This is a genomic window from Pseudomonas sp. WS 5412 (assembly GCF_012985615.1).
Lineage (GTDB): Bacteria > Pseudomonadota > Gammaproteobacteria > Pseudomonadales > Pseudomonadaceae > Aquipseudomonas > Aquipseudomonas shahriarae.
This window is the reverse complement of sequence record NZ_JAARMB010000008.1, coordinates 196,749-215,055: the sequence shown is the minus strand read 5'-3', so window position 1 is coordinate 215,055 and position 18,307 is coordinate 196,749. Positions and strand designations below refer to the sequence as shown.

Annotated in this window: 20 protein-coding genes; 7 read left to right on the top strand and 13 right to left on the bottom strand. The window is 60.1% G+C overall.

Annotated elements, in window-relative coordinates; all coding sequences use genetic code 11:
* Positions 1–41: 41 nt before the first annotated feature.
* The 3 genes from gnd to HBR94_RS13425 are packed head-to-tail and all read left to right on the top strand — an operon-like array spanning position 42 to position 3,363.
* Entirely contained in the window at positions 42–1,022 is a 981-nt protein-coding gene (gene gnd, locus HBR94_RS13435; RefSeq protein ID WP_057959424.1) for a phosphogluconate dehydrogenase (NAD(+)-dependent, decarboxylating), read from the top strand.
* Positions 1,019–2,542 (top strand): glucose-6-phosphate dehydrogenase, encoded by a 1,524-nt coding sequence (zwf, locus tag HBR94_RS13430; protein ID WP_115128294.1) that lies wholly within the window; start codon positions 1,019–1,021, stop codon positions 2,540–2,542. The genes gnd and zwf overlap by 4 nt, the downstream gene beginning before the upstream one ends.
* Entirely contained in the window at positions 2,539–3,363 is an 825-nt protein-coding gene (locus HBR94_RS13425) for an HAD family hydrolase (protein WP_057436724.1), read from the top strand. Before zwf ends, HBR94_RS13425 begins: the two co-directional genes overlap by 4 nt.
* On the opposite strand, the gene nhaB is transcribed toward HBR94_RS13425, so the two are convergent.
* Both nhaB and HBR94_RS13415 read right to left on the bottom strand, forming a co-directional pair.
* Positions 3,351–4,853 carry a sodium/proton antiporter NhaB gene (gene nhaB / locus HBR94_RS13420; RefSeq protein ID WP_169960352.1) on the bottom strand — a complete coding sequence of 501 codons (1,503 nt, stop codon included), beginning with the start codon at positions 4,851–4,853 and terminating at the stop codon, positions 3,351–3,353. The two genes, HBR94_RS13425 and nhaB, sit on opposite strands and share 13 nt — an antisense overlap.
* 214 nt (positions 4,854–5,067) lie before the next feature.
* Complete coding sequence (locus HBR94_RS13415) at positions 5,068–5,334, bottom strand: hypothetical protein (RefSeq protein ID WP_032861167.1); 267 nt, start codon at positions 5,332–5,334, stop codon at positions 5,068–5,070.
* 340 nt (positions 5,335–5,674) lie between these two features.
* Here HBR94_RS13415 and HBR94_RS13410 point away from each other — a divergent pair, with 340 nt between their 5' ends.
* The gene (locus HBR94_RS13410) at positions 5,675–7,000 is read left to right on the top strand and encodes a sigma-54 dependent transcriptional regulator (RefSeq protein WP_057436720.1); all 1,326 of its coding nucleotides are present in this window, start codon (positions 5,675–5,677) and stop codon (positions 6,998–7,000) included.
* 83 nt (positions 7,001–7,083) lie between these two features.
* Here the strand turns inward: HBR94_RS13410 and HBR94_RS13405 are convergent, their stop codons facing one another.
* The 7 genes from HBR94_RS13405 to HBR94_RS13375 form a co-directional block, all read right to left on the bottom strand.
* A complete protein-coding gene (locus tag HBR94_RS13405; protein ID WP_169960351.1) occupies positions 7,084–8,370 on the bottom strand; it encodes a hypothetical protein in 1,287 nt (428 codons plus the stop codon).
* A gap of 49 nt (positions 8,371–8,419) precedes the next feature.
* Entirely contained in the window at positions 8,420–9,166 is a 747-nt protein-coding gene (locus HBR94_RS13400) for a hypothetical protein (RefSeq protein WP_170044959.1), read from the bottom strand.
* Positions 9,167–9,203: 37 nt separating this feature from the next.
* On the bottom strand, positions 9,204–9,884 hold the full coding sequence (locus HBR94_RS13395) for a C39 family peptidase (RefSeq protein WP_057436715.1): 681 nt from the start codon (positions 9,882–9,884) through the stop codon (positions 9,204–9,206).
* Between the two features lie 65 nt (positions 9,885–9,949).
* Entirely contained in the window at positions 9,950–10,705 is a 756-nt protein-coding gene (locus tag HBR94_RS13390; RefSeq protein WP_057436713.1) for a hypothetical protein, read from the bottom strand.
* Positions 10,706–10,773: 68 nt separating this feature from the next.
* Positions 10,774–11,328: a hypothetical protein gene (locus tag HBR94_RS13385; protein WP_057436711.1), complete on the bottom strand. Its 555-nt coding sequence runs from the start codon at positions 11,326–11,328 to the stop codon at positions 10,774–10,776.
* Positions 11,325–11,786: a hypothetical protein gene (locus HBR94_RS13380; protein WP_057959431.1), complete on the bottom strand. Its 462-nt coding sequence runs from the start codon at positions 11,784–11,786 to the stop codon at positions 11,325–11,327. The genes HBR94_RS13385 and HBR94_RS13380 overlap by 4 nt, the downstream gene beginning before the upstream one ends.
* A 344-nt stretch (positions 11,787–12,130) precedes the next feature.
* The gene (locus HBR94_RS13375; RefSeq protein ID WP_057436707.1) at positions 12,131–13,129 is read right to left on the bottom strand and encodes a FecR family protein; all 999 of its coding nucleotides are present in this window, start codon (positions 13,127–13,129) and stop codon (positions 12,131–12,133) included.
* 151 nt (positions 13,130–13,280) lie between these two features.
* Between HBR94_RS13375 and HBR94_RS13370 the strand changes: the two genes are divergently transcribed.
* The gene (locus HBR94_RS13370) at positions 13,281–13,550 is read left to right on the top strand and encodes a PepSY domain-containing protein (RefSeq protein ID WP_057436705.1); all 270 of its coding nucleotides are present in this window, start codon (positions 13,281–13,283) and stop codon (positions 13,548–13,550) included.
* Positions 13,551–13,890: 340 nt separating this feature from the next.
* Positions 13,891–14,922, top strand: a complete 1,032-nt coding sequence (locus tag HBR94_RS13365; RefSeq protein WP_170044958.1) for an Ldh family oxidoreductase — start codon at positions 13,891–13,893, stop codon at positions 14,920–14,922.
* Positions 14,923–14,961: 39 nt separating this feature from the next.
* Here the strand turns inward: HBR94_RS13365 and HBR94_RS13360 are convergent, their stop codons facing one another.
* Positions 14,962–15,282, bottom strand: coding sequence for a DUF883 family protein (locus HBR94_RS13360; protein WP_057436701.1), 321 nt, complete (start codon positions 15,280–15,282; stop codon positions 14,962–14,964).
* Between the two features lie 164 nt (positions 15,283–15,446).
* On the opposite strand from HBR94_RS13360, the gene HBR94_RS13355 reads away from it, so the two are divergent.
* Positions 15,447–15,698: a hypothetical protein gene (locus tag HBR94_RS13355; RefSeq protein WP_038441493.1), complete on the top strand. Its 252-nt coding sequence runs from the start codon at positions 15,447–15,449 to the stop codon at positions 15,696–15,698.
* 18 nt (positions 15,699–15,716) lie between these two features.
* Here HBR94_RS13355 and HBR94_RS13350 read toward each other — a convergent pair whose 3' ends face one another.
* Genes HBR94_RS13350 through HBR94_RS13340 form a run of 3 tightly spaced genes read right to left on the bottom strand, consistent with a single transcriptional unit; the run spans position 15,717 to position 18,174 of the window.
* Entirely contained in the window at positions 15,717–16,265 is a 549-nt protein-coding gene (locus tag HBR94_RS13350) for a GNAT family N-acetyltransferase (protein ID WP_115128289.1), read from the bottom strand.
* Between the two features lie 5 nt (positions 16,266–16,270).
* On the bottom strand, positions 16,271–16,738 hold the full coding sequence (locus HBR94_RS13345; protein ID WP_115128288.1) for an LEA type 2 family protein: 468 nt from the start codon (positions 16,736–16,738) through the stop codon (positions 16,271–16,273).
* Positions 16,739–16,746: 8 nt separating this feature from the next.
* The gene (locus HBR94_RS13340) at positions 16,747–18,174 is read right to left on the bottom strand and encodes a nucleobase:cation symporter-2 family protein (RefSeq protein ID WP_057444103.1); all 1,428 of its coding nucleotides are present in this window, start codon (positions 18,172–18,174) and stop codon (positions 16,747–16,749) included.
* Between the last annotated feature and the right edge of the window lie 133 nt (positions 18,175–18,307).

Here is an 18,307-nt window from a genome sequence, read left to right as displayed (position 1 = left end):
CTGTGTCACACATTTTTATTTGTAGTTGGGAGCATCAATACATGCAACTGGGGATTATCGGACTAGGCCGCATGGGCGGGAATATTGCGCGCCGCTTGATGCTCAATGGGCATACCACCGTGGTCTACGACCGCAATGAAGCATTCGTCAAAGGCTTGAGTGAAGAGGGCGCGACCGGCGTTGCCGATCTGCCTGCCCTGGTCGCTGGCCTGCAAAAGCCGCGGGCTGTCTGGGTCATGTTACCGGCGGGCGAGCCCACCGAAACCACGATCAACGACCTGAGCGAACTGATGGAACCCGGCGATGTGATCATCGACGGCGGCAACACCTTCTATAAAGATGACGTACGTCGCGGCAAGGCCCTGGCGGAAAAAGGCCTGCACTACATCGACGTCGGCACTTCCGGTGGCGTGTGGGGCCTGGAGCGCGGTTACTGCATGATGATTGGCGGCGACGCCGAGACCGTCAAGCACCTGGACCCGATCTTCGCCACCCTCGCGCCGGGCCTGGGCGATATCCCGCGCACCAAGGACCGTACCGCTACCGACGACCGCGCCGAACGTGGCTATATCCACGCCGGCCCTGCCGGTTCCGGGCACTTTGTGAAGATGATCCACAACGGCATCGAGTACGGCATGATGCAGGCGTTTGCCGAAGGCTTTGACATTCTCAAGACCAAGAACTCGGAAAACCTGCCGCCAGAACAGCGTTTTGACCTGAACGTGGCCGATATCGCCGAAGTCTGGCGTCGCGGCAGCGTTGTGTCCTCCTGGCTGCTCGACCTCACAGCCGATGCCCTGGCGACCGACCCCAAGCTCGACGGTTACTCCGGTTCCGTGGCCGACAGCGGCGAAGGGCGCTGGACCATCGAAGCGGCCATGGAGCAATCGGTACCGGTACCGGTACTGTCCAACTCGTTGTTTGCCCGGTTCCGCTCGCGCCAGCAAAGCACTTACGGTGACAAGCTGCTGTCGGCCATGCGCTTCGGCTTTGGCGGCCATGTGGAGACTTCCAAAAAATGACGGCCACCGGCAAGAAACCCAAGGCCGAACCCGCTCCACCCACTACCTTGTTCCTGTTCGGCGCCCATGGCGACCTGGTCAAGCGCCTGCTGATGCCGGCGCTGTACAACCTCAGTCGCGATGGCTTGCTGGGTGAGGGGCTGCGGATTGTCGGGGTGGATCACAACGCTATCAGCGATGCAGACTTCGCCAAGAAACTCGAAGACTTCATCCGCACCGAAGCGGCGAGCAAGGTCAAGGGGAATGCCGAACATGCACTGGACCCACAGTTGTGGGCCCAGCTGGCCAAGGGCATCAGCTACGTGCAGGGCGATTTTCTCGATGACGGCACCTATGCCGACATCGCCAGCAAAATCGCCGACAGCGGCACGGGCAACGCGGTGTTCTACCTGGCCACCGCGCCGCGCTTCTTCAGTGAAGTGGTGCAGCGCCTGGGCCGGGCCAACCTGCTGGAGGAAAGCCCCGGGGCTTTCCGCCGCGTGGTCATCGAAAAGCCGTTCGGCTCCGACCTGGCCACCGCCGAGGCGCTCAACGCCTGTCTGCTCAAGGTCATGACTGAGAAGCAGATCTATCGCATCGACCATTACCTGGGCAAGGAAACGGTGCAGAACATTCTGATCAGCCGTTTCTCCAACGTGCTGTTCGAGGCGTTCTGGAACAACCACTACATTGACCACGTGCAGATCACCGCTGCCGAAACGGTCGGTGTGGAAACCCGGGGCAGTTTCTTCGAAAACACCGGCACCCTGCGCGATATGGTACCCAACCACCTGTTCCAGTTGCTGGCGATGATTGCCATGGAACCGCCGGCAGCCTTTGGCGCCGATGCGGTGCGTGGCGAGAAGGCCAAGGTGATCGGGGCCGTGCGCCCCTGGTCGCTGGAGGATGCACGGGCCAACTCGGTGCGCGGCCAGTACACCGCCGGCGAGATCGGCGGCAAGGCGCTGCCGGGCTATCGGCAGGAGGCCAATGTGGCCCCGGACAGCAGCACCGAAACCTTCGTTGCGCTCAAGGTGATGATTGATAACTGGCGTTGGGTCGGCGTGCCGTTCTACCTGCGCACCGGCAAGCGCATGAGCGTGCGCGACACCGAAATCGTTATCTGCTTCAAACCAGCGCCCTATGCCCAGTTTCGCGATACCGAAGTCGACGAGGTCAAGCCGACGTACCTGAAAATCCAGATCCAGCCCAATGAAGGCATGTGGTTCGACCTGCTGGCGAAAAAGCCCGGGCCGACCCTGGACATGGCCAACATCCAGCTGGGCTTTGCCTACAAGGACTTCTTCGAGATGCAGCCTTCCACCGGCTACGAGACGCTGATCTATGATTGCCTGACCGGCGATCAGACCCTGTTCCAGCGTGCCGATAACATCGAAAACGGCTGGCGTGCGGTACAACCGTTTCTCGATGCCTGGCAGAAGGACGATGGCATCCAGGCTTACAAGGCCGGGGAAGACGGCCCAGCGGCAGCGGATGCGTTGCTGGCCCGTGATGGCCGCGCCTGGCATAGCCTCGGATGAGTGAGGAGACGATTCACCCCATCCGTTTTTTGTTGAGTGATATGGACGGCACCTTGTTGCTGCCCGATCACAGCCTCAGCCAGCGCACCATCGCTGCCGTGCGGGCGCTGCGCGAAGCCGGGGTGTTTTTCAGCCTGGCCACCGGGCGACCGCCGAGGGCGATGTTGCAGCAGATCGAAGCCCTGGGCGTCGATGTGCCCACGGCGGGGTTCAACGGCGGCACCCTGGTGAACCCGGATGGCAGCATCCTGGTAGCCCACCACTTGCCGGCAGAGGCGGCGTTGATCACCCTGGCACTGTTGTGCGACCAGCCGGAGGTGGAAATCTGGGTGTTTGCCGATGGTGAGTGGCTGCTGCGTGACCCCTCGGGCCCGATGGTGCCTCGAGAGCAGCATGGCCTCGGTTATGCGCCGGTCGTGGTGGAGAGTTTCGAGCCGTTCCTGGGGCGCATCGACAAGATCGTCGCCGCCAGCGCCAATGCACAGTTGCTGGTCGAGCTGGAAGCGCGCTTGCAGCCCAAGGTTGCAGGCTTGGCCCAGGTTTCGCGTTCGCAGCCGGTCTATCTCGATATCACCGCAATGAAGGCCAACAAGGGCGATGCCCTGAAAACCCTGGCTGCGCACCTTGGGGTAGCGCTGGAGCAGACGGCAGCCATCGGCGATGGTGGCAATGATCCTGCGATGTTTGAAGTGGCCGGGTTGTCGATTGCCATGGGGCAGGCAGAAGAGGTGGTCAAACGTCAGGCCAACCTGGTCACCGGCAGCAATGTCGAGGACGGTGCTGCCGAAGCCATTGAACGGTTGATCCTTCACAGCCAGTAACTGACCCCGTACCAGCCCAGCACGCCCATCACCACCGTGTACGGCAGCGCCATCCACACCATGCGCCCGTAGGACAGGCGAATCAGCGGCGCAATCGCCGACGTCAACAAGAACAGGAACGCTGCCTGGCCATTGGGCGTTGCCACGCTGGGCAGGTTGGTCCCGGTATTGATCGCGATGGCCAGGGTCTCGAAATGCTCGCGGCTCATATGCCCGGACACAAACGCCTGCTTGACCTCGGTGATATAGATTGTTGCTACAAACACGTTGTCGCTGATGGCTGACAGCAGGCCGTTGGCAATAAACAGCATGCCCGGCTGCTGGTCGGCGGGCAGGGCCAGCACCCACTGGATCAGTGGGTTGAACAACTGTTGATCATGTATCACCGCGACCACGGCGAAAAACACCACCAGCAGGGCAGTAAAGGGCAGGGCGTCCTTGAAGGCGTTGCCGATGCGATGTTCTTCGGTAATCCCGGTGAAGGCGGTGATCAGTACAATTACCAGCAGGCCGATCAAGCCAACCTCGGCGATATGCAAGGCCAGCCCGGCGATCAGAATCAGTGCAGCCAGGCCTTGGACAATCAGCGCTGCGCGCTGGCGCGGGGTGCGTTCGGCGTTGTCCTCATGGGCGTAGTTGGCCAGCACCTGACGCACGTTGTCCGGCAGCAGGGTGCCATAGCCAAACCAGCGCAGCTTTTCCAGCAGCACGCAGGTCACCAGGCCCGCCGCCAGCACTGGCAACGAGACCGGGGCGATCTGTTGGAAGAACTGGCTGAAGTTCCAGCCCATTTCGTGGCCGATCAACAGATTCTGCGGTTCGCCCACCAAGGTACACACGCCACCCAGAGCAGTGCCGACGGCGCCGTGCATCAACAGGCTGCGCAGGAAGGCGCGGAACTGCTCCAGGTCGGCGTGGTGCAAGGTGGGCAGGTGATGGTCGTCGCTGTACTCGCTGTCCTGGCGTGGATCATTGCCTGAAGCCACCCGGTGATATACCGAATAGAAGCCCACGGCGGCACTGATAATCACCGCAGTAACGGTCAAGGCATCGAGAAAGGCTGACAGGAAGGCCGACAAGAAGCAGAACATCAGCCCCAGCAGCGCTTTGGACCGCACGCCCAGCAGCAGGCGCGAAAACAGGTACAGCAGCAAGTCCTTCATAAAGTAAATGCCGGCCACCATAAACATCAGCAGCAGGATCACCGGGAAGTTATGCAGCAGCTCGTCGTACAGCGCCTGAGGCGTGGTCATGCGCAATAGCAGCGCCTCGACCATCAACAGCCCTCCGGGCATCAACGGGTAGCAGTGCAGCGCCATGGCCAGGGTGAAAATGAACTCTGCCACCAGCAACCAGCCGGCCGCGACCGGACCGAAAGCCCAAAGCACCAGGGGGTTGAGGATCAGGAACGTGAGGATGCTGGCCTTGTACCAACGGGGCGAGTGCCCAAGGAAATTATGGGCGAAGGCCTGGGCCATTGATCCGGACATGGGGTGCTCCTGGGGGCGAGAAGTGCGCAAGGTGCCCGAGGCTCACTGGAAGATCAAGTGATCATGGCATGGCGGCTATATAAAAAGGGCGAGACGAAAGTTTCAGGCACGCAAACCCGTGGCGAGGATCAAACTCACTCGCCACGGGTTTAATAGTCTTAACAAGTTGCAGCCGATATAAGAGGCGACGTTATGTCGCAGTAGCTGCGTTAACTTACTTGGGCATTGCCCAGGACTGTAGCTGATAGCCTTCGCCATTGAGTTCGGCGCGGGCTTGCAGCAGCAGGGTTTCCAATTGTTTTGGATCGGAATAAGTGCTGCAAGGAATCTGTTTGCGCCCGATGCGGTTTTCGGTGCGGTCGATCACGGTCAGGCTCAGCTCGCCAGTACCGTCTTGTGGGGCCCAGGCCACGCAGTGAAAGGGTTGGAAAGCACGGTCTGCGATCAAAAGAGCTTCGTTGATACGGAGCGGGGCGTTCATGGGGTCTTCTCTCTAAGTGCCCAATCAAAAGATGTGCCGTCGGTTGGGCTTACCGTTCGGCTAGTACCTGTACTGATGCACGATGACGGGGTACGGGTCACATGCTAAAACAAGAAAATTCAACTTTTCGTGATTAACGTCATGTAAGCGGCGCTTTTGAAAGGCGTGGAAAGATTCAAATCGCCGCACTAAAGCGGGTTGATAGCCAAATGCCGTATCCCGAGAGCTTTTATCGCGAAACGATACAAGCGTAGTGTCAAGTTCTTGCTAGGGTTATGAGCAGCTCACCCAAACTGTTGTTTCTAAATAACTTTAATGTTTTTGACGCCAAGGAATAGTCATGGTTGTTACACCAGCCCTGCGTCGCTTGCTTGTGGTCGATCCCTGTGACGACTGCCACCAGTTATTGCCTGGTTTGCGGGCGGCTGGATGGGCAGTGGACAGCTGTGCCCTGGATGCCTTGGGCGATCGCACCTGTGACGTCGGATTATTGCGACTCCAGGCCAAACACCTGGAGCGACCCGAGGCGGTCAAGGAGCTGATCAGTCGCAGCGGTACCGAATGGATCGCCGTGCTCAGCCCCGAGATGCTGCGCCTGCAGAACGTCGGCGACTTTGTCTGTGAATGGTTTTTTGACTTCCATACCTTGCCGTTCGATGTGGCGCGCGTCCAGGTCACCCTGGGCCGGGCCTTTGGCATGGCGCGCTTGCGGGGTAAAGGCTGCGCCTATGTGGCCGAGCCCGAACATGAACTGTTGGGTGACAGCCGGCCAATCCGCGAACTGCGCAAACTGCTGGCGAAACTGGCCCCTACCGAGTCGCCGATTCTGATCCGTGGCGACAGCGGCACCGGCAAGGAACTGGTGGCCAAGACCTTGCACCGGCAATCCCAGCGGCACGCCAAGCCATTCGTGGCGATCAATTGCGGGGCTATTCCGGAACACCTGATCCAGTCCGAACTGTTTGGCCATGAAAAAGGCGCATTCACCGGCGCCCACCAACGCAAGATCGGGCGCATCGAAGCGGCCAATGGCGGCACCCTGTTCCTCGACGAAATCGGTGACCTGCCGATGGAGTTGCAAGCCAACCTGTTGCGCTTTCTCCAGGAAAAACATATCGAGCGTGTCGGTGGCAGCCAGCCGATCCCGGTGGATGTCAGGGTGTTGGCCGCGACGCACGTCGATCTGGAAGCGGCCATCGAAAAGGGCACCTTTCGCGAAGACTTGTACTACCGGCTCAATGTCCTGCAAGTGGTCACCGCACCGCTGCGTGAGCGCCATGGCGATGTGGGGATGCTGGCCAATCATTTTTCCCGGTTCTACAGCCAGGAAACCGGGCGCCGTCCGCGCAGTTTCAGCGAGGACGCGCTGCTCGCCATGGGCAAGCATGGTTGGCCGGGCAATGTGCGCGAACTGGCCAACCGGGTGCGGCGCGGCCTGGTCCTGGCCGAAGGGCGGCAAATCGAAGCGGCCGACCTGGGTTTGCAAAGCCAAAAGGCAATCGCGCTGCCCATGGCTACACTGGAAGACTATAAGCACCGCGCCGAACGCCAGGCGCTGTGCGATGTGCTGAACCGCCACAGCGACAACCTGAGTGTTGCCGCCCGGGTGCTGGGGGTTTCCCGGCCTACCTTCTACCGGTTACTGCACAAGCACCAGATCCGCTAGGGCGGGTAAAAAAAGCCCCGTCGCGACCCTTATCGCGGCGGGGCTTTTCCTTATCTCAAACTCACCACTCCCTGTAGGCGCGTTTAGAAGTAGTACGGGAATTTCAGGCTGAAGGTGAAGTCCGGTGCGTCATCTGTCATGCCGATGGCCAGGTTGGGCACGATGGTCAGGTTTTCGCTGGCGGCAATGGTCATGCCGACGTTGAAGTAGCCCGCGTTGGCGTCACTGGACACAACCGACTGCCAATCGCCACCGTCGGGTTTGAGCTTACTCTTGCGCTGGATCAGGTCAGACACCGAGAACGACATACTCATACGCTCGTTCAAGGCAAATGCCACGCCGACACCGAACTGGAAGCTGTCGCCCAGGCGTACCTTGCCGCCGACTTTTTCGTTGACCGTGGAGCTGATGTCGTCAAACGAATCTTCGAAGTTGTGGGTGTAGGAGAGCGAGCCGAACAGCACGGCTGGATCGAAGGTCTTGACCAGGGAAATCCCCGGGGTCACCGACCATACGCCATTGCCGGTTGGCAGGTTCTCCGGCACATAGAGGTTGGTGTTGGACGGCGAGCGTACCAGCTTGATACCGAACGGCTCCTTGCCGGTCGGCGCCTTGACCCGTACCGAGAGTACGGCGTCCGGCAGGGTGGGGGATTCATCGAGGAACTTGTAGGCAACCCCGAAGTTGACGTCGCCGATGGTCGGGTCGCGACTGACCGACTCCTCTGAAGTCGCGGTCCCCGCGCCACCATTGGCGCCCCCGGACTGATAGGTCGATTCGCGGTACACCACGGGGACGTTGACGTCGAACTGCCAACGGTTATCGACGTTGTAGCGGCCCGTCATGTCCAGAGTCCAGTTATCCGCCTTGATGCGATCCAGGTTGATATTGCCGAGGAAGATCGAGTCCAGTGCCAGGAAGCCATTGAGGGTCAATTGCCGGGCATCGTAGCGAGCGTAGGTAATGCCCGTCTCAAAGCTGAACTTGCCATTGCCAAAGAACCCGCTGGCCTCGTTATAGAGGTTGCTGACACTCTGTGCCGGTGCCGAATCATCCTTGAGTGCCTGCCCATAGGAACTGCCGGTTGCACCGCCGGTGCCACTGGCGGCCACCGTACTGCCGCTTTGCTTGAAATCTGCAGGTGACTTGGCCAGGCGCTTGGGCGCGGGTACTGCGGGCTGGTCTTCGACCTGGCGCACCCGTTGCTCCAGGACCGCCAGGGCTTTTTGCTGTACTTCGTAGCGTTGCTTGAGTTCCAGCAGTTCCTGTTTGAGGGTTTCTATATCGGCGTCTGGCGCTGCGTACAACAAGCTCGCGGGCAAGAGCGTACTTAAACAAACAACGGCGCGTAGCGATAACGTTCGATGCATGAAATAAGCCGTCCTTTTCTAATGCGTAAGTGTCGAGGGTCAGCGTAGTTCAATAACCGAGAGTGCGTAGACCCTTGAGTTGGTCCAGGTTGCAGTTCAGTGCCACGTTGTTTAGTCCGTTGTTACCGAGCACGACATTCAGTTGGGTCATGTTATTAACGAAGTTGCTATTGCCTTGCAGAATCGTGCCTTGCAGCACATTGCCGCCGCCGATCTGCTGCACGGCGCTGCCCTGATTATGGTTGGCCTGGATCGCCATCTGCAGGCCGCCGTTATTGGCAGAAACACTCACCTTGCCAGCGGCGCTATTACCAGAGATCGAACCGCCAGCGACCAGGACCTGGCCCGACTGCACCAGATTGGCGGGCGCCAGGCCGTTCTCACTGACATTGATCCCGACGTTGTTATAGGCCGTATTGCCATCGCCCGCGGCGCGTACGGTTTGTGTCACGCCGGCGCCGGTACCCAGCCCGGAGCCGCCGATGACCGTACCGGTACCCGTGGGGCGGTCGCTGCCTTTGCCGGTCTCGCCGGTAGTCTGCACATAGAACTGCGGCGTGATGGTGGAGGAGTCGATCCGCATGTTGGCCTTGACGGTGCTGGTATCGCCTGCGGCGTTGGTCCAGGTGGTGCTCATCACAATACCGAAGCTGACAATCCGCCCCGGCATGACGAAGCGGCCGCGCAGTTGGGCCAGTTCAGCATCATTTATTTCAATCGGCTTGAACGCCGAGGCTGCATAAGCGGGCATTGAGGCTGCCAGGCACAGGACCGTCAGCCAACGGTAAGTGTTCATCATCTGCTCCTGGAGCTTCCTGCTCCTTATGGCGCTTCTAGAAGAAGTCGCTCTGGATGAAACCGAAGTCCATCAGCTCGGCGTCGCCCACGGGCCGGAACTCGTTCATTTTGCCCTTGGCGGTCAACGGTATCGGCGGATCGAGCAGGGCGTTGGCCTTGTCGTAGCCTTCACCCAGCACCGCAAACACGATGCCGTTCCATCCGGCGAGGAAGTCGTCCCGCGAGTAGCGTTTGTTGCCCAGTACCGGGTCGCCGATATAGATCCAGTCTTTCTCTGCCCGCTGCATCACCACAAAGTGCTTGTAGCCACGGATATCCAGGAGCACCACCACCGGAATCTTCACCGTTGTCAGGGTGTCCGCCCCGATCTTGTAGCCCCTGGCCCGCATGCCAATGCTTTCGAGGTAGCGCTTCATGTCCAGCATGGAAAAGCCCTGGGTGCGTACCAGGTCCTGGTCGGCGTTGACCAGCATGCCCTTGATGACGTGTTCTTCATCAACATCCAGCCAGTAGCCCTGGCGCAGGATGGTGGCGAGTGCTGCGGCACCGCAGCTGAAATCGGTTTTCTGTTCCACCAGGTTGGCGAACCGTCGCTCGCGGATGCTCTCGACCTTCTTGAAAATCACCGCACCGCCGGGCATGGCGGAAATCGCCATTTGCCCAGCCCAGGAAGGGCCGGTGAGGGTTAACAGCAGGCACAGGGTCGCGAGGCGCATGATCGAATGACCGGGTGGGCACGGGAATAAAAAAGGGCCTTGTTGCCAAGGCCCTCTGCGTCAGGTCAGAAGCGTACGCCGCTGCCAGCTGCGCACTGGGTGCAACCGCTGCCCAGGGACAGGGAGTTGGATTGCTGGTTGCCAGAACCCGCGGACACGTTGATTCCGATGTTGCCGGAAGCATTGTTGCCCGAGTGGTTGATGGAGGCATCGTTGTTGACGTAGGTCTTGCCCCAGTTGCCGTAGCCTTTGCCAGCCGAAGCAGTGTTGAGGAAGGTGTTGTTCAACGATTCCTGGCTGGTGACGGCCGCAGCGCCAATGTTTTTGCCATCGGAGGTTACGATTGCCAGGTTGTTTTTCTGCTGGTTGCCTTGGCCTGCGGTGACGTTGACACCCACGTTACCCGAGCTGTTGTTCGCCGAGTTGTTCAGCGAAGCATCGTTTTGCGTGCCTTTGTTGGTGAACTTGTTGTCTTTGGATGTTTGCTCGACGTCTACGATCGCGAAAACCGCCAGGGCGTCCTTGGCAGCACTGCTGGTGATGGCAGCGCTGTTGTCTTGTTGGTTACCACTGCCTGCGGCAACGTTGGCGCCCAGGTTACCGTCGCTGCTGTTCAGCGAGCGGTTGGCCGAGGCGTCGTTGTTGGTTTTGGTGTCGTCGAACTTGTTGTCTTTGCTCAGTTGAGTGTCGGTCACGACGGCTGCCACGGTGCCGCTAGGGGCAGGGGTTGGCTTCCACTTATCTTCACTAGCTTGTGCAGCAACAGCCATGAGCGCAGCCAGAGCAAAAACCAGTGGTTTGAGAGCCATTGTAGGTTTCATGGTGTATCTCCTTGCTTCTAATTAGTTGGTTAAGTGTTGGTACGGCCTAACAAACACCTATCAAGCAGTTACTTGATAGTGATACCGAGGGTGTTAGCCATGCGGTTCCCCACCCCTGCACTCTGATTCACCTGTACCACTCCACGGCTGCCGGTGAAGGCCTGGTCGCTGGTAACGACCTGGCGGCTGCCAGTGGTAGAGGAGGATCGGGAGTCTGGTAGCAGCGTCATGTTCTGTTGCGACAGGACGCTGTCATCAATGCTTTGCGGGCCTGGGTTGATGCTGATCCGCACCGCATTGATTGTCTGGTTGTTGGCCCCGGCCGACTGGTTGACGCCCAGTACACCGTTGCCATTGCTGAAAGATGAACCCTGGATCGCCGCGCTGGCATTCAGGGACGGGTCGACCTGGCCATCGAGCCGCTGCACCAGTACGTCAGTGGATTGGCCACCGACCGTAATCGCGCGGCTATTGATCTGCTGTTGCTGGTTGCCGGCGGCCTGGTTGATGGAGGCGACGCCGCTGTACTGCTGGCCGGAGCTGTCGATAAGCGCGTTGTTATTGCTGTCTGCCATCGCGGCGCAGCTACCCAGTACGGCGAGCATCAGCCACGAGCGCTTCATTGCTGGCCTCCCATCAGGCTGCCGATGTTGTTCAGCGGGGCCATGCCACGTTCAATCGTCCCGCTGATCTGTCCGCCCAGGCTGCTGCCACCGCTATGGCCCGCAGCCGCGCCGGCACCCAGCCCGGAGGCGCTGCTGCCATGGGTGGTGCTCAAGCCAGGGAGGGTGCCATTGGGCAGGATGGATCGAGTGATGCTGGAACCACTGCTGACCCCTGCGAAGTCGTTGTCGCTGAGTTCGCCGTTAGTCGTCGAGCGTAGAATCTGCGCGCCAGGATTGGCATTGGCCGTAGTGGGATAAGGATCCGGTCCGAAGGAAGAACGCCCGGCCATATGGCCTTGGACGTTGCGCCCGGTAACGATGACGCCGTTTTCGGCGAGGGCGGGTACGCTCACACTGGCGCTGAGTACACAGCTGATCAGCAGGAGGCTCAGTGAGCCTTGATTGAGAGTTGCCACGGCATCATTCCTTGTTCTGTGACGCTGACCCTAAACAGCGCTGTAAGGAATAGAGCAGGAGCTGTGCCGTTTTTTATATTGACTTGTTTTTCAATGGCTTGGGGCTTCTGGCGGGGCGGGCGTAGGGCGAGGTGTATCAGGCCTGAGACGGGACGCCGGGGAATGACCGGCACCTGGCATAGGCAGACTGGGGGGAAGAGGGTGTTTCAGCAATGCAACACTATTGATGACGAACCGATGAATCCACAGCCAGAGGGGCGTTGCGCGGTGACGGGTGTTTCAAAAGTGGACAGTGCGGCGCGCACAGTTGCCCGGCAATGCACGCCGTGCTGCCTTGGCGAAGGTCAGGTCTTGGGGACTTTGCGCGGTATCGAGTTGAGGACGGTGTTGCCATCCTGGTTCTGGGTCAGGTAGACCGGCAGTACCTTGGGCAGGGACGACACCAGGTGGGTGACTTCATGGATATCGTAGATCCCGCCAATACGGATATTGCCGGTACCGGTATCGGCCAGCATCACCGGTTTGCTCAGGTAACGGTTGATCAGGGGCAGGGCATCCACCAGTGCCAGGTTGTCGAGGATCAACTTGCCGGTGCGCCAGGCCAGCGCCGGATCATGGGGGTTGAATGCCTGTAGCTGTGGTTGCGCATCGCCCCCGTGGTAACTGGCCTGCATTCCGGGAGTGAGGCTCACGCCGCTGTGGCTGGCATCGCTGCTGATCTTCACCGAACCCTCCAGCAACATGACCCGCACCTGGTCGTCGTATTTCCAGACGTTGAACTGGGTGCCTGTCACTCGGATCTGCCCGGTACCGGCGCGCACCACAAACGGGTGTTCGCGGTCATGGCTGACCTTAAAGAACGCTTCACCTTTTTTCAGGGTGGCCCGGCGCTCATCTTTATAGTTGCTGTAGACCAGCTCGGTGCCCAGGTTCAGTTCCACTTCGCTGCCATCGGCCAGGGTCACCTGGCGCAAGCCGTCTTCGGCGAGGTAATGCTCATAGGAACTGGGCAGCCAACCCGCTTCCCAGCCCGTGAAAGCGGCCAGGGGCAGGGCCATCAACGAGATGGCGGCAGCCACTGCATAGGTGCGCCAGCGGCTGGGTGGCGGGACCTGCACCGGGGGCGGGGAGGGCACGTTGCTGCGTGGCAAATGGTCGGCCACATCCCAGATTTCCAGCATGGCCGCATATTCGAAAGCATGCAGGGGATGCGCGTCGTGCCACTCTTCGAACGCCTGGCGTTCGGCCGCCGTGCAATCAAAAGCATGCAGGCGCATACACCAATGCGCGGCAGCATCGGTGACGGCGTCATATTCGGCTTCTGAAAGGGGCTGCTGGGTCATTGGTGCTTCCTGATTTCCTACATTCTAACCTTCCGGGCAGGGTGCCGAGAACAGCCATCATGGCGAATGAGCATCAATGTGGAACTAATTCGTCCTGCAAACACCCTAAAAATCTGGATCTGTAAGTCATTCTCTATAACGGAGTAAGAAAATGCTGAAGAAAACCCTCACTGCCATGCTTGCCACTGCCACTTTGCTCGGTGCAGGCGCCGCCCTGGCCGACAAGCCGGGAGCCGGCTGGATTACCATCGAGAAAGCCATTGAAACCGCCAAGACCAAGGCCGGTTACATTGAGGTCTACCAGGCCGAAGCGGACGACAACGGTTACTGGGAAGTAAAAGGTCGCAAGGCGGACGGTGTTGTCTATGAGGTCCGCATCGACGGTGCTTCGGGCAATGTGTTGCGTGACCAGAAAGACTGACCCCCCACCGGATCAGTTCATCGAATCCCTTCGATTGAAGGCGTCGGGTCCCACTGACGTCCCGGGCGACTGATCATGAGCGCCGCCGAGTCAACATTCGCTTGCCAGGCGGCGAACTCAGCACATAGACGGAACCGTCGAGCACCCGCTTGACGGTTTCCCATCGTGCCTTTACGGCCTTTTTCCCATTGTGTGCTAACGCTCTCCGGCAGTGCCCGGCGTTTGTTAAATAGTGCTGAAGCCGCGTCGGTGGTTGACAGCCCACTTGTCGCGCGTTGTTAATCAACGAGCGAAATCCAGCAGGCTGTTGCCCCCTCCAATAACAATTCCGGAGCTTCAGATGTCAGCCACACCCACCACTGCCGTGACTACTTCAATTGGCTTCACTGAGCTTGTGACGCTGCTCAAGGATATTTTCAGCCGGCATGGCGCCTCGTCTGAGGTTGCCCGCGTATTGGCCGACAACTGCGCCCGCGCCGAGCGGGATGGGGCGCACAGCCACGGGGTGTTTCGCATACCGGGCTATGTCTCGACCCTGGACAGCGGCTGGGTCAACGGCCAGGCGGTGCCAGTGGTCGAGGATGTGGCCTCGGGTTTCGTGCGTGTAGACGCCGCCAATGGTTTTGCCCAACCGGCCCTGGCCGCCGCGCGCCCGTTATTGGTGGCCAAGGCCCGCAGCGCCGGTATCGCGGTACTGGCGATCCGTAACTCCCATCACTTTGCCGCGTTATGGCCGGATGTCGAACCGTTTGCCGAAGAAGGTCTGGTGGCCCTCAGCGTGGTCAATAGCATGACCTGCGTGGTGCCACATGGCGCCGATCGCCCGCTGTTCGGCACCAACCCCATCGCGTTCGCCGCACCACGTGCCGATGGGCCGCCGATTGTGTTTGACCTGGCCACCAGCGCCATCGCCCATGGCGATGTGCAGATTGCCGCCCGTCAGGGTGAGCGTGTGCCGCCGGGCACCGGGGTCGACAGCCTGGGGCAGCCGACCCAGGACCCCAAGGCGATCCTTGAAGGCGGCGCGCTGTTGCCGTTTGGCGGGCACAAGGGGTCGGCGTTGTCGATGATGGTGGAATTGCTGGCGGCGGCCCTGACCGGGGGGAATTTCTCGTTTGAATTCGACTGGTCGAACCACCCGGGCGCCAAGACTCCCTGGACCGGCCAGCTACTGATTGTGATCGACCCCAGTAAAACTGCGGGGCAGGACTTTGCCCAGCGCAGCCAGGAACTGGTGCGACAGATGCATGCGGCAGGGTTGCGGCGCTTGCCCGGCGACCGGCGTCATCGCACACGGGCCAAGGCAGAACGGGAGGGGATTATGCTCGGTGGGGGCGAACTGGCCCGGTTGCGCGAATTAGCGCGGGGCTGAAGGGCGGTGCGGGCTGACCCGCACCGACCCAGGCATCCATCAGTTGCGACGGCCCAGCAGCAAGCCAACCACCAGGCCGAAGCCGGCGGAAATGGCTACGGTCTGCCAAGGGTGGCCACCGATATAGGTTTCGGTGGCATCCACCACCGGCTTGCTGCGCTCACGCACGTTGGACACCGAATCCAGGGCTTGCTTGAGTTTGATCGCGACCTGCTCGCGCAGGGTTTCACCTTCTTCTCCCACCAGCGACGCGCTGCTCTTGAGCAGTTTGTCGGACTCTTCGATCAGGGCCTGGAGTTCGCTGAACGCCTGGTCCTTGATTTGCTCTTCGACAGCTTGGGCGGCGGTTTTACGGGCCATTGAGTAGCTCCTTGCGGGTAAGTGGGCAGTGAACAATGGAGTCTTGCAGCAGGCTAAAAGTTGCAGTTTTTTTTCGCCCGGCATCGGGCCGATGAAAAATCCGAATTCGGACCTTTCGACCTACAGTGTAAGATGTCACCTATTTGTGCAGCAGGTAAATCCACATGAGCTTCAATCTGGCCAACAAGCCCCTCGCCGAGCGCGCCGCGCTTGAAGATGAAAAGTCCCGTCTGTATGACCTGTGGCAAAGCAACCTGGGCAAGGCCAAGGGCGAGGGCGCACGGTTGTTTGGCGAGCGCGCCAAGCGCAAGGGTAAATGGGCCGAATGGGTGCGTTCCGAGCTGGACGGCATGTCACCGCCGGAATTTGCCAACATGGTGCGCAGTGAAGTCAATCGCCTGATGGCCGCCAAGTAAGCACGGGCTGATCGGTGCCTACAGGGGTTGTTTCAACCATTCTTCGCGGGTGATTTCCCAGATGTCCTTGGGGAACGCCCCCTCCACGAACTGCCCTTCTTCCGTGCGGATCAAGCGCATCCCGGTTTTTTCGGAAAGCCTGCGTGAGCCCAGGTTCGGCGCTGCCTTGGGCACCCGCAGCACGGGGCGCCCAAGCACCGTGAACCAATACGCGGTCACTGCCGCGCTGGCTTCGCTCATCAATCCCTGGCCCTGCCATTGCGGCGCGAGCCAGAAGCCCCGGTTGTTGTCCAGCTCATCCATCAGGCTCACATTGCCGATCAACTGCCCGGGGGCCTCGCGCAGGCGGATCGACCAATGCCACTCGCGGCCCTGGGCCATGGCAGGCAAGACCACCTGTTCCAGGTAACTGCGCGCACCATCGGCCGGGTAGGGCCAGGGCACCAGGGCATTGAGGTAGCGCACCACTTCCCAGTGGGGGAACTGCTGCTGTATGCCCTCGGCGTCGTCCAGGGTCAGCGGTTGCAGGATCAGGCGTTCGGTGTACAGGGTGGGCAAGGTGTCCATGCTATTTACCAGGTCACGGTGTTGGGCAGGTCCAGGGTGCCACGATCGACAAAGCGCATCGTGCCAAACAACCCGCCCGCCAGCTTGCCGCGCAATACATAGGGCAGGTTGTTCAAACCCTGGGTCTGGCTCAGGCCCAGGGTCTGACGCAACACCGAAAACGCTGAAACGCTGACCGGGACGGTCAGAACGGTCTCGGAAAAGCGCGGGATGGATCCCTGTTGATCACTCACCCCAGCCGCCAGCGGCCGGCCATTGACCTCCAGGTCCAGCGCCACGCCGTTGTAGTCGATCGCGGTTTCGTTGGGGTTCTGCACCCGCAACTTGACCGCGAAGCGCACTTCCAGATCCTGGCTTTGCAGCGGCTCGATTCCCACCACATTGATATGCAGCGGGTCGCGGTTGGGGAACAAAGCGCAGGCGCTCAGGCTGAGCAATATCAGAGACAGGGTCAGGCCGATCAATCTGCGCATAAGGGTTCCTATTTCGTGGGTTCCGGATCCTGCATGACCTTGAGGGTAGAGGCTTCCGGGTCAAATTCATCTTCTTCCAGCTCTATGAACTCTTCAGGCAGGAAAATGTTCAGCAGGATCGCACAGAAGGCACCGACGGTAATCGGCGACTCGAAGATGTTGTGCAAGGCCTTGGGCAGCTCGCGCAGCACTTCCGGTACTGCCGCCACGCCCAGGCCCATCCCCAGGGAAATCGCCACGATCAGCACATTGCGCCGATGCAGGCCGGCTTCGGCAAGGATCTTGATCCCGGCCACCGCCACCGTGCCGAACATGATCAGGGTCGCGCCACCCAGCACCGGCTTAGGCATCAATTGCAGCACCGCGCCAATCATCGGAAACAGACCCAGCAATACCAGCAGCCCGGCAATGAAATACGCCACATAGCGGCTGGCCACGCCGGTCAACTGGATCACCCCGTTGTTCTGGGCGAAGGTCACCATCGGCAGGCTATTGAAAGTGGCGGCCATTACCGAGTTCAGGCCATCGGCCAGCAGGCCGGACTTGATGCGCTTGATATACAGCGGGCCCTTGACCGGTTGCTGGGAAATCATCGAGTTGGCGGTCAGGTCGCCGGCTGCTTCCAGGGGGGAAATCAGGAAGATCACCGCAACCGGAATAAACGCCACCCAGTCGAACGAGAACCCGTACTTGAATGGCACTGGTACGCTGACCAGCGGCACCTGGGGCAACGCCGCCAGATCGACACGCCCCAGCCACCAGGCCACCACAAAACCCAGGGTCAGGCCGATGACAATCGAGCCCAAACGCAGGAACGGGTTATTGAAGCGGTTAAGTACCACGATAGTCAGCAACACCAGGGCCGCCAGCCCCATATTGCCGGCCGCGCCCAGGTCTGCCGCGCCATAGCCGCCGGCCATGTCGGTCACGGCGACCTTGATCAGCGACAGCCCCATCAAGGTGATGATGGTGCCGGTGACCACTGGCGTGATCAGCTTGCGCAACTTGCCGATGAACTGGCTGAGCACCACTTCGATAAATGCGGCAAAAAAGCAGATGCCAAAGATCGTCGAGAGAATTTCATCGGTACCGCCGCCCCGGGCCTTGACCATGAAGCCGGCACTGAGAATCACGCTGATAAACGAGAAGCTCGTGCCTTGCAGGCACAGCAAGCCCGAACCCACGGGGCCGAAGCGCCGCGCCTGGACAAACGTGCCCAGGCCGGAGACGAACAGCGCCATGCTGACCAGGTAGGGCACTTCGCTTTCCAGGCCCAGCACACCACCGACGATCAGGGTCGGGGTAATGATCCCGACGAAGCTGGCGAGCACGTGCTGCAGGGCGGCAAATACCGCAGCGGTGAAGTGCGGGCGGTCTTCCAGACCGTAGATCAGGTCCGATTTATAACGGGGGCGGGGGGCTTGAGCGTCAGACAAGATACGTGCTCGGGTCAGAAAATGGACGCGCAGGATGCCAGAAAGCGTCCACTGTCAAAAGTGTGAAAAAATATTTCTCCAAGCCCCGCAAAAAAACCTCAAGTCTGCCGATACCTCCTATAGGCCCACACAA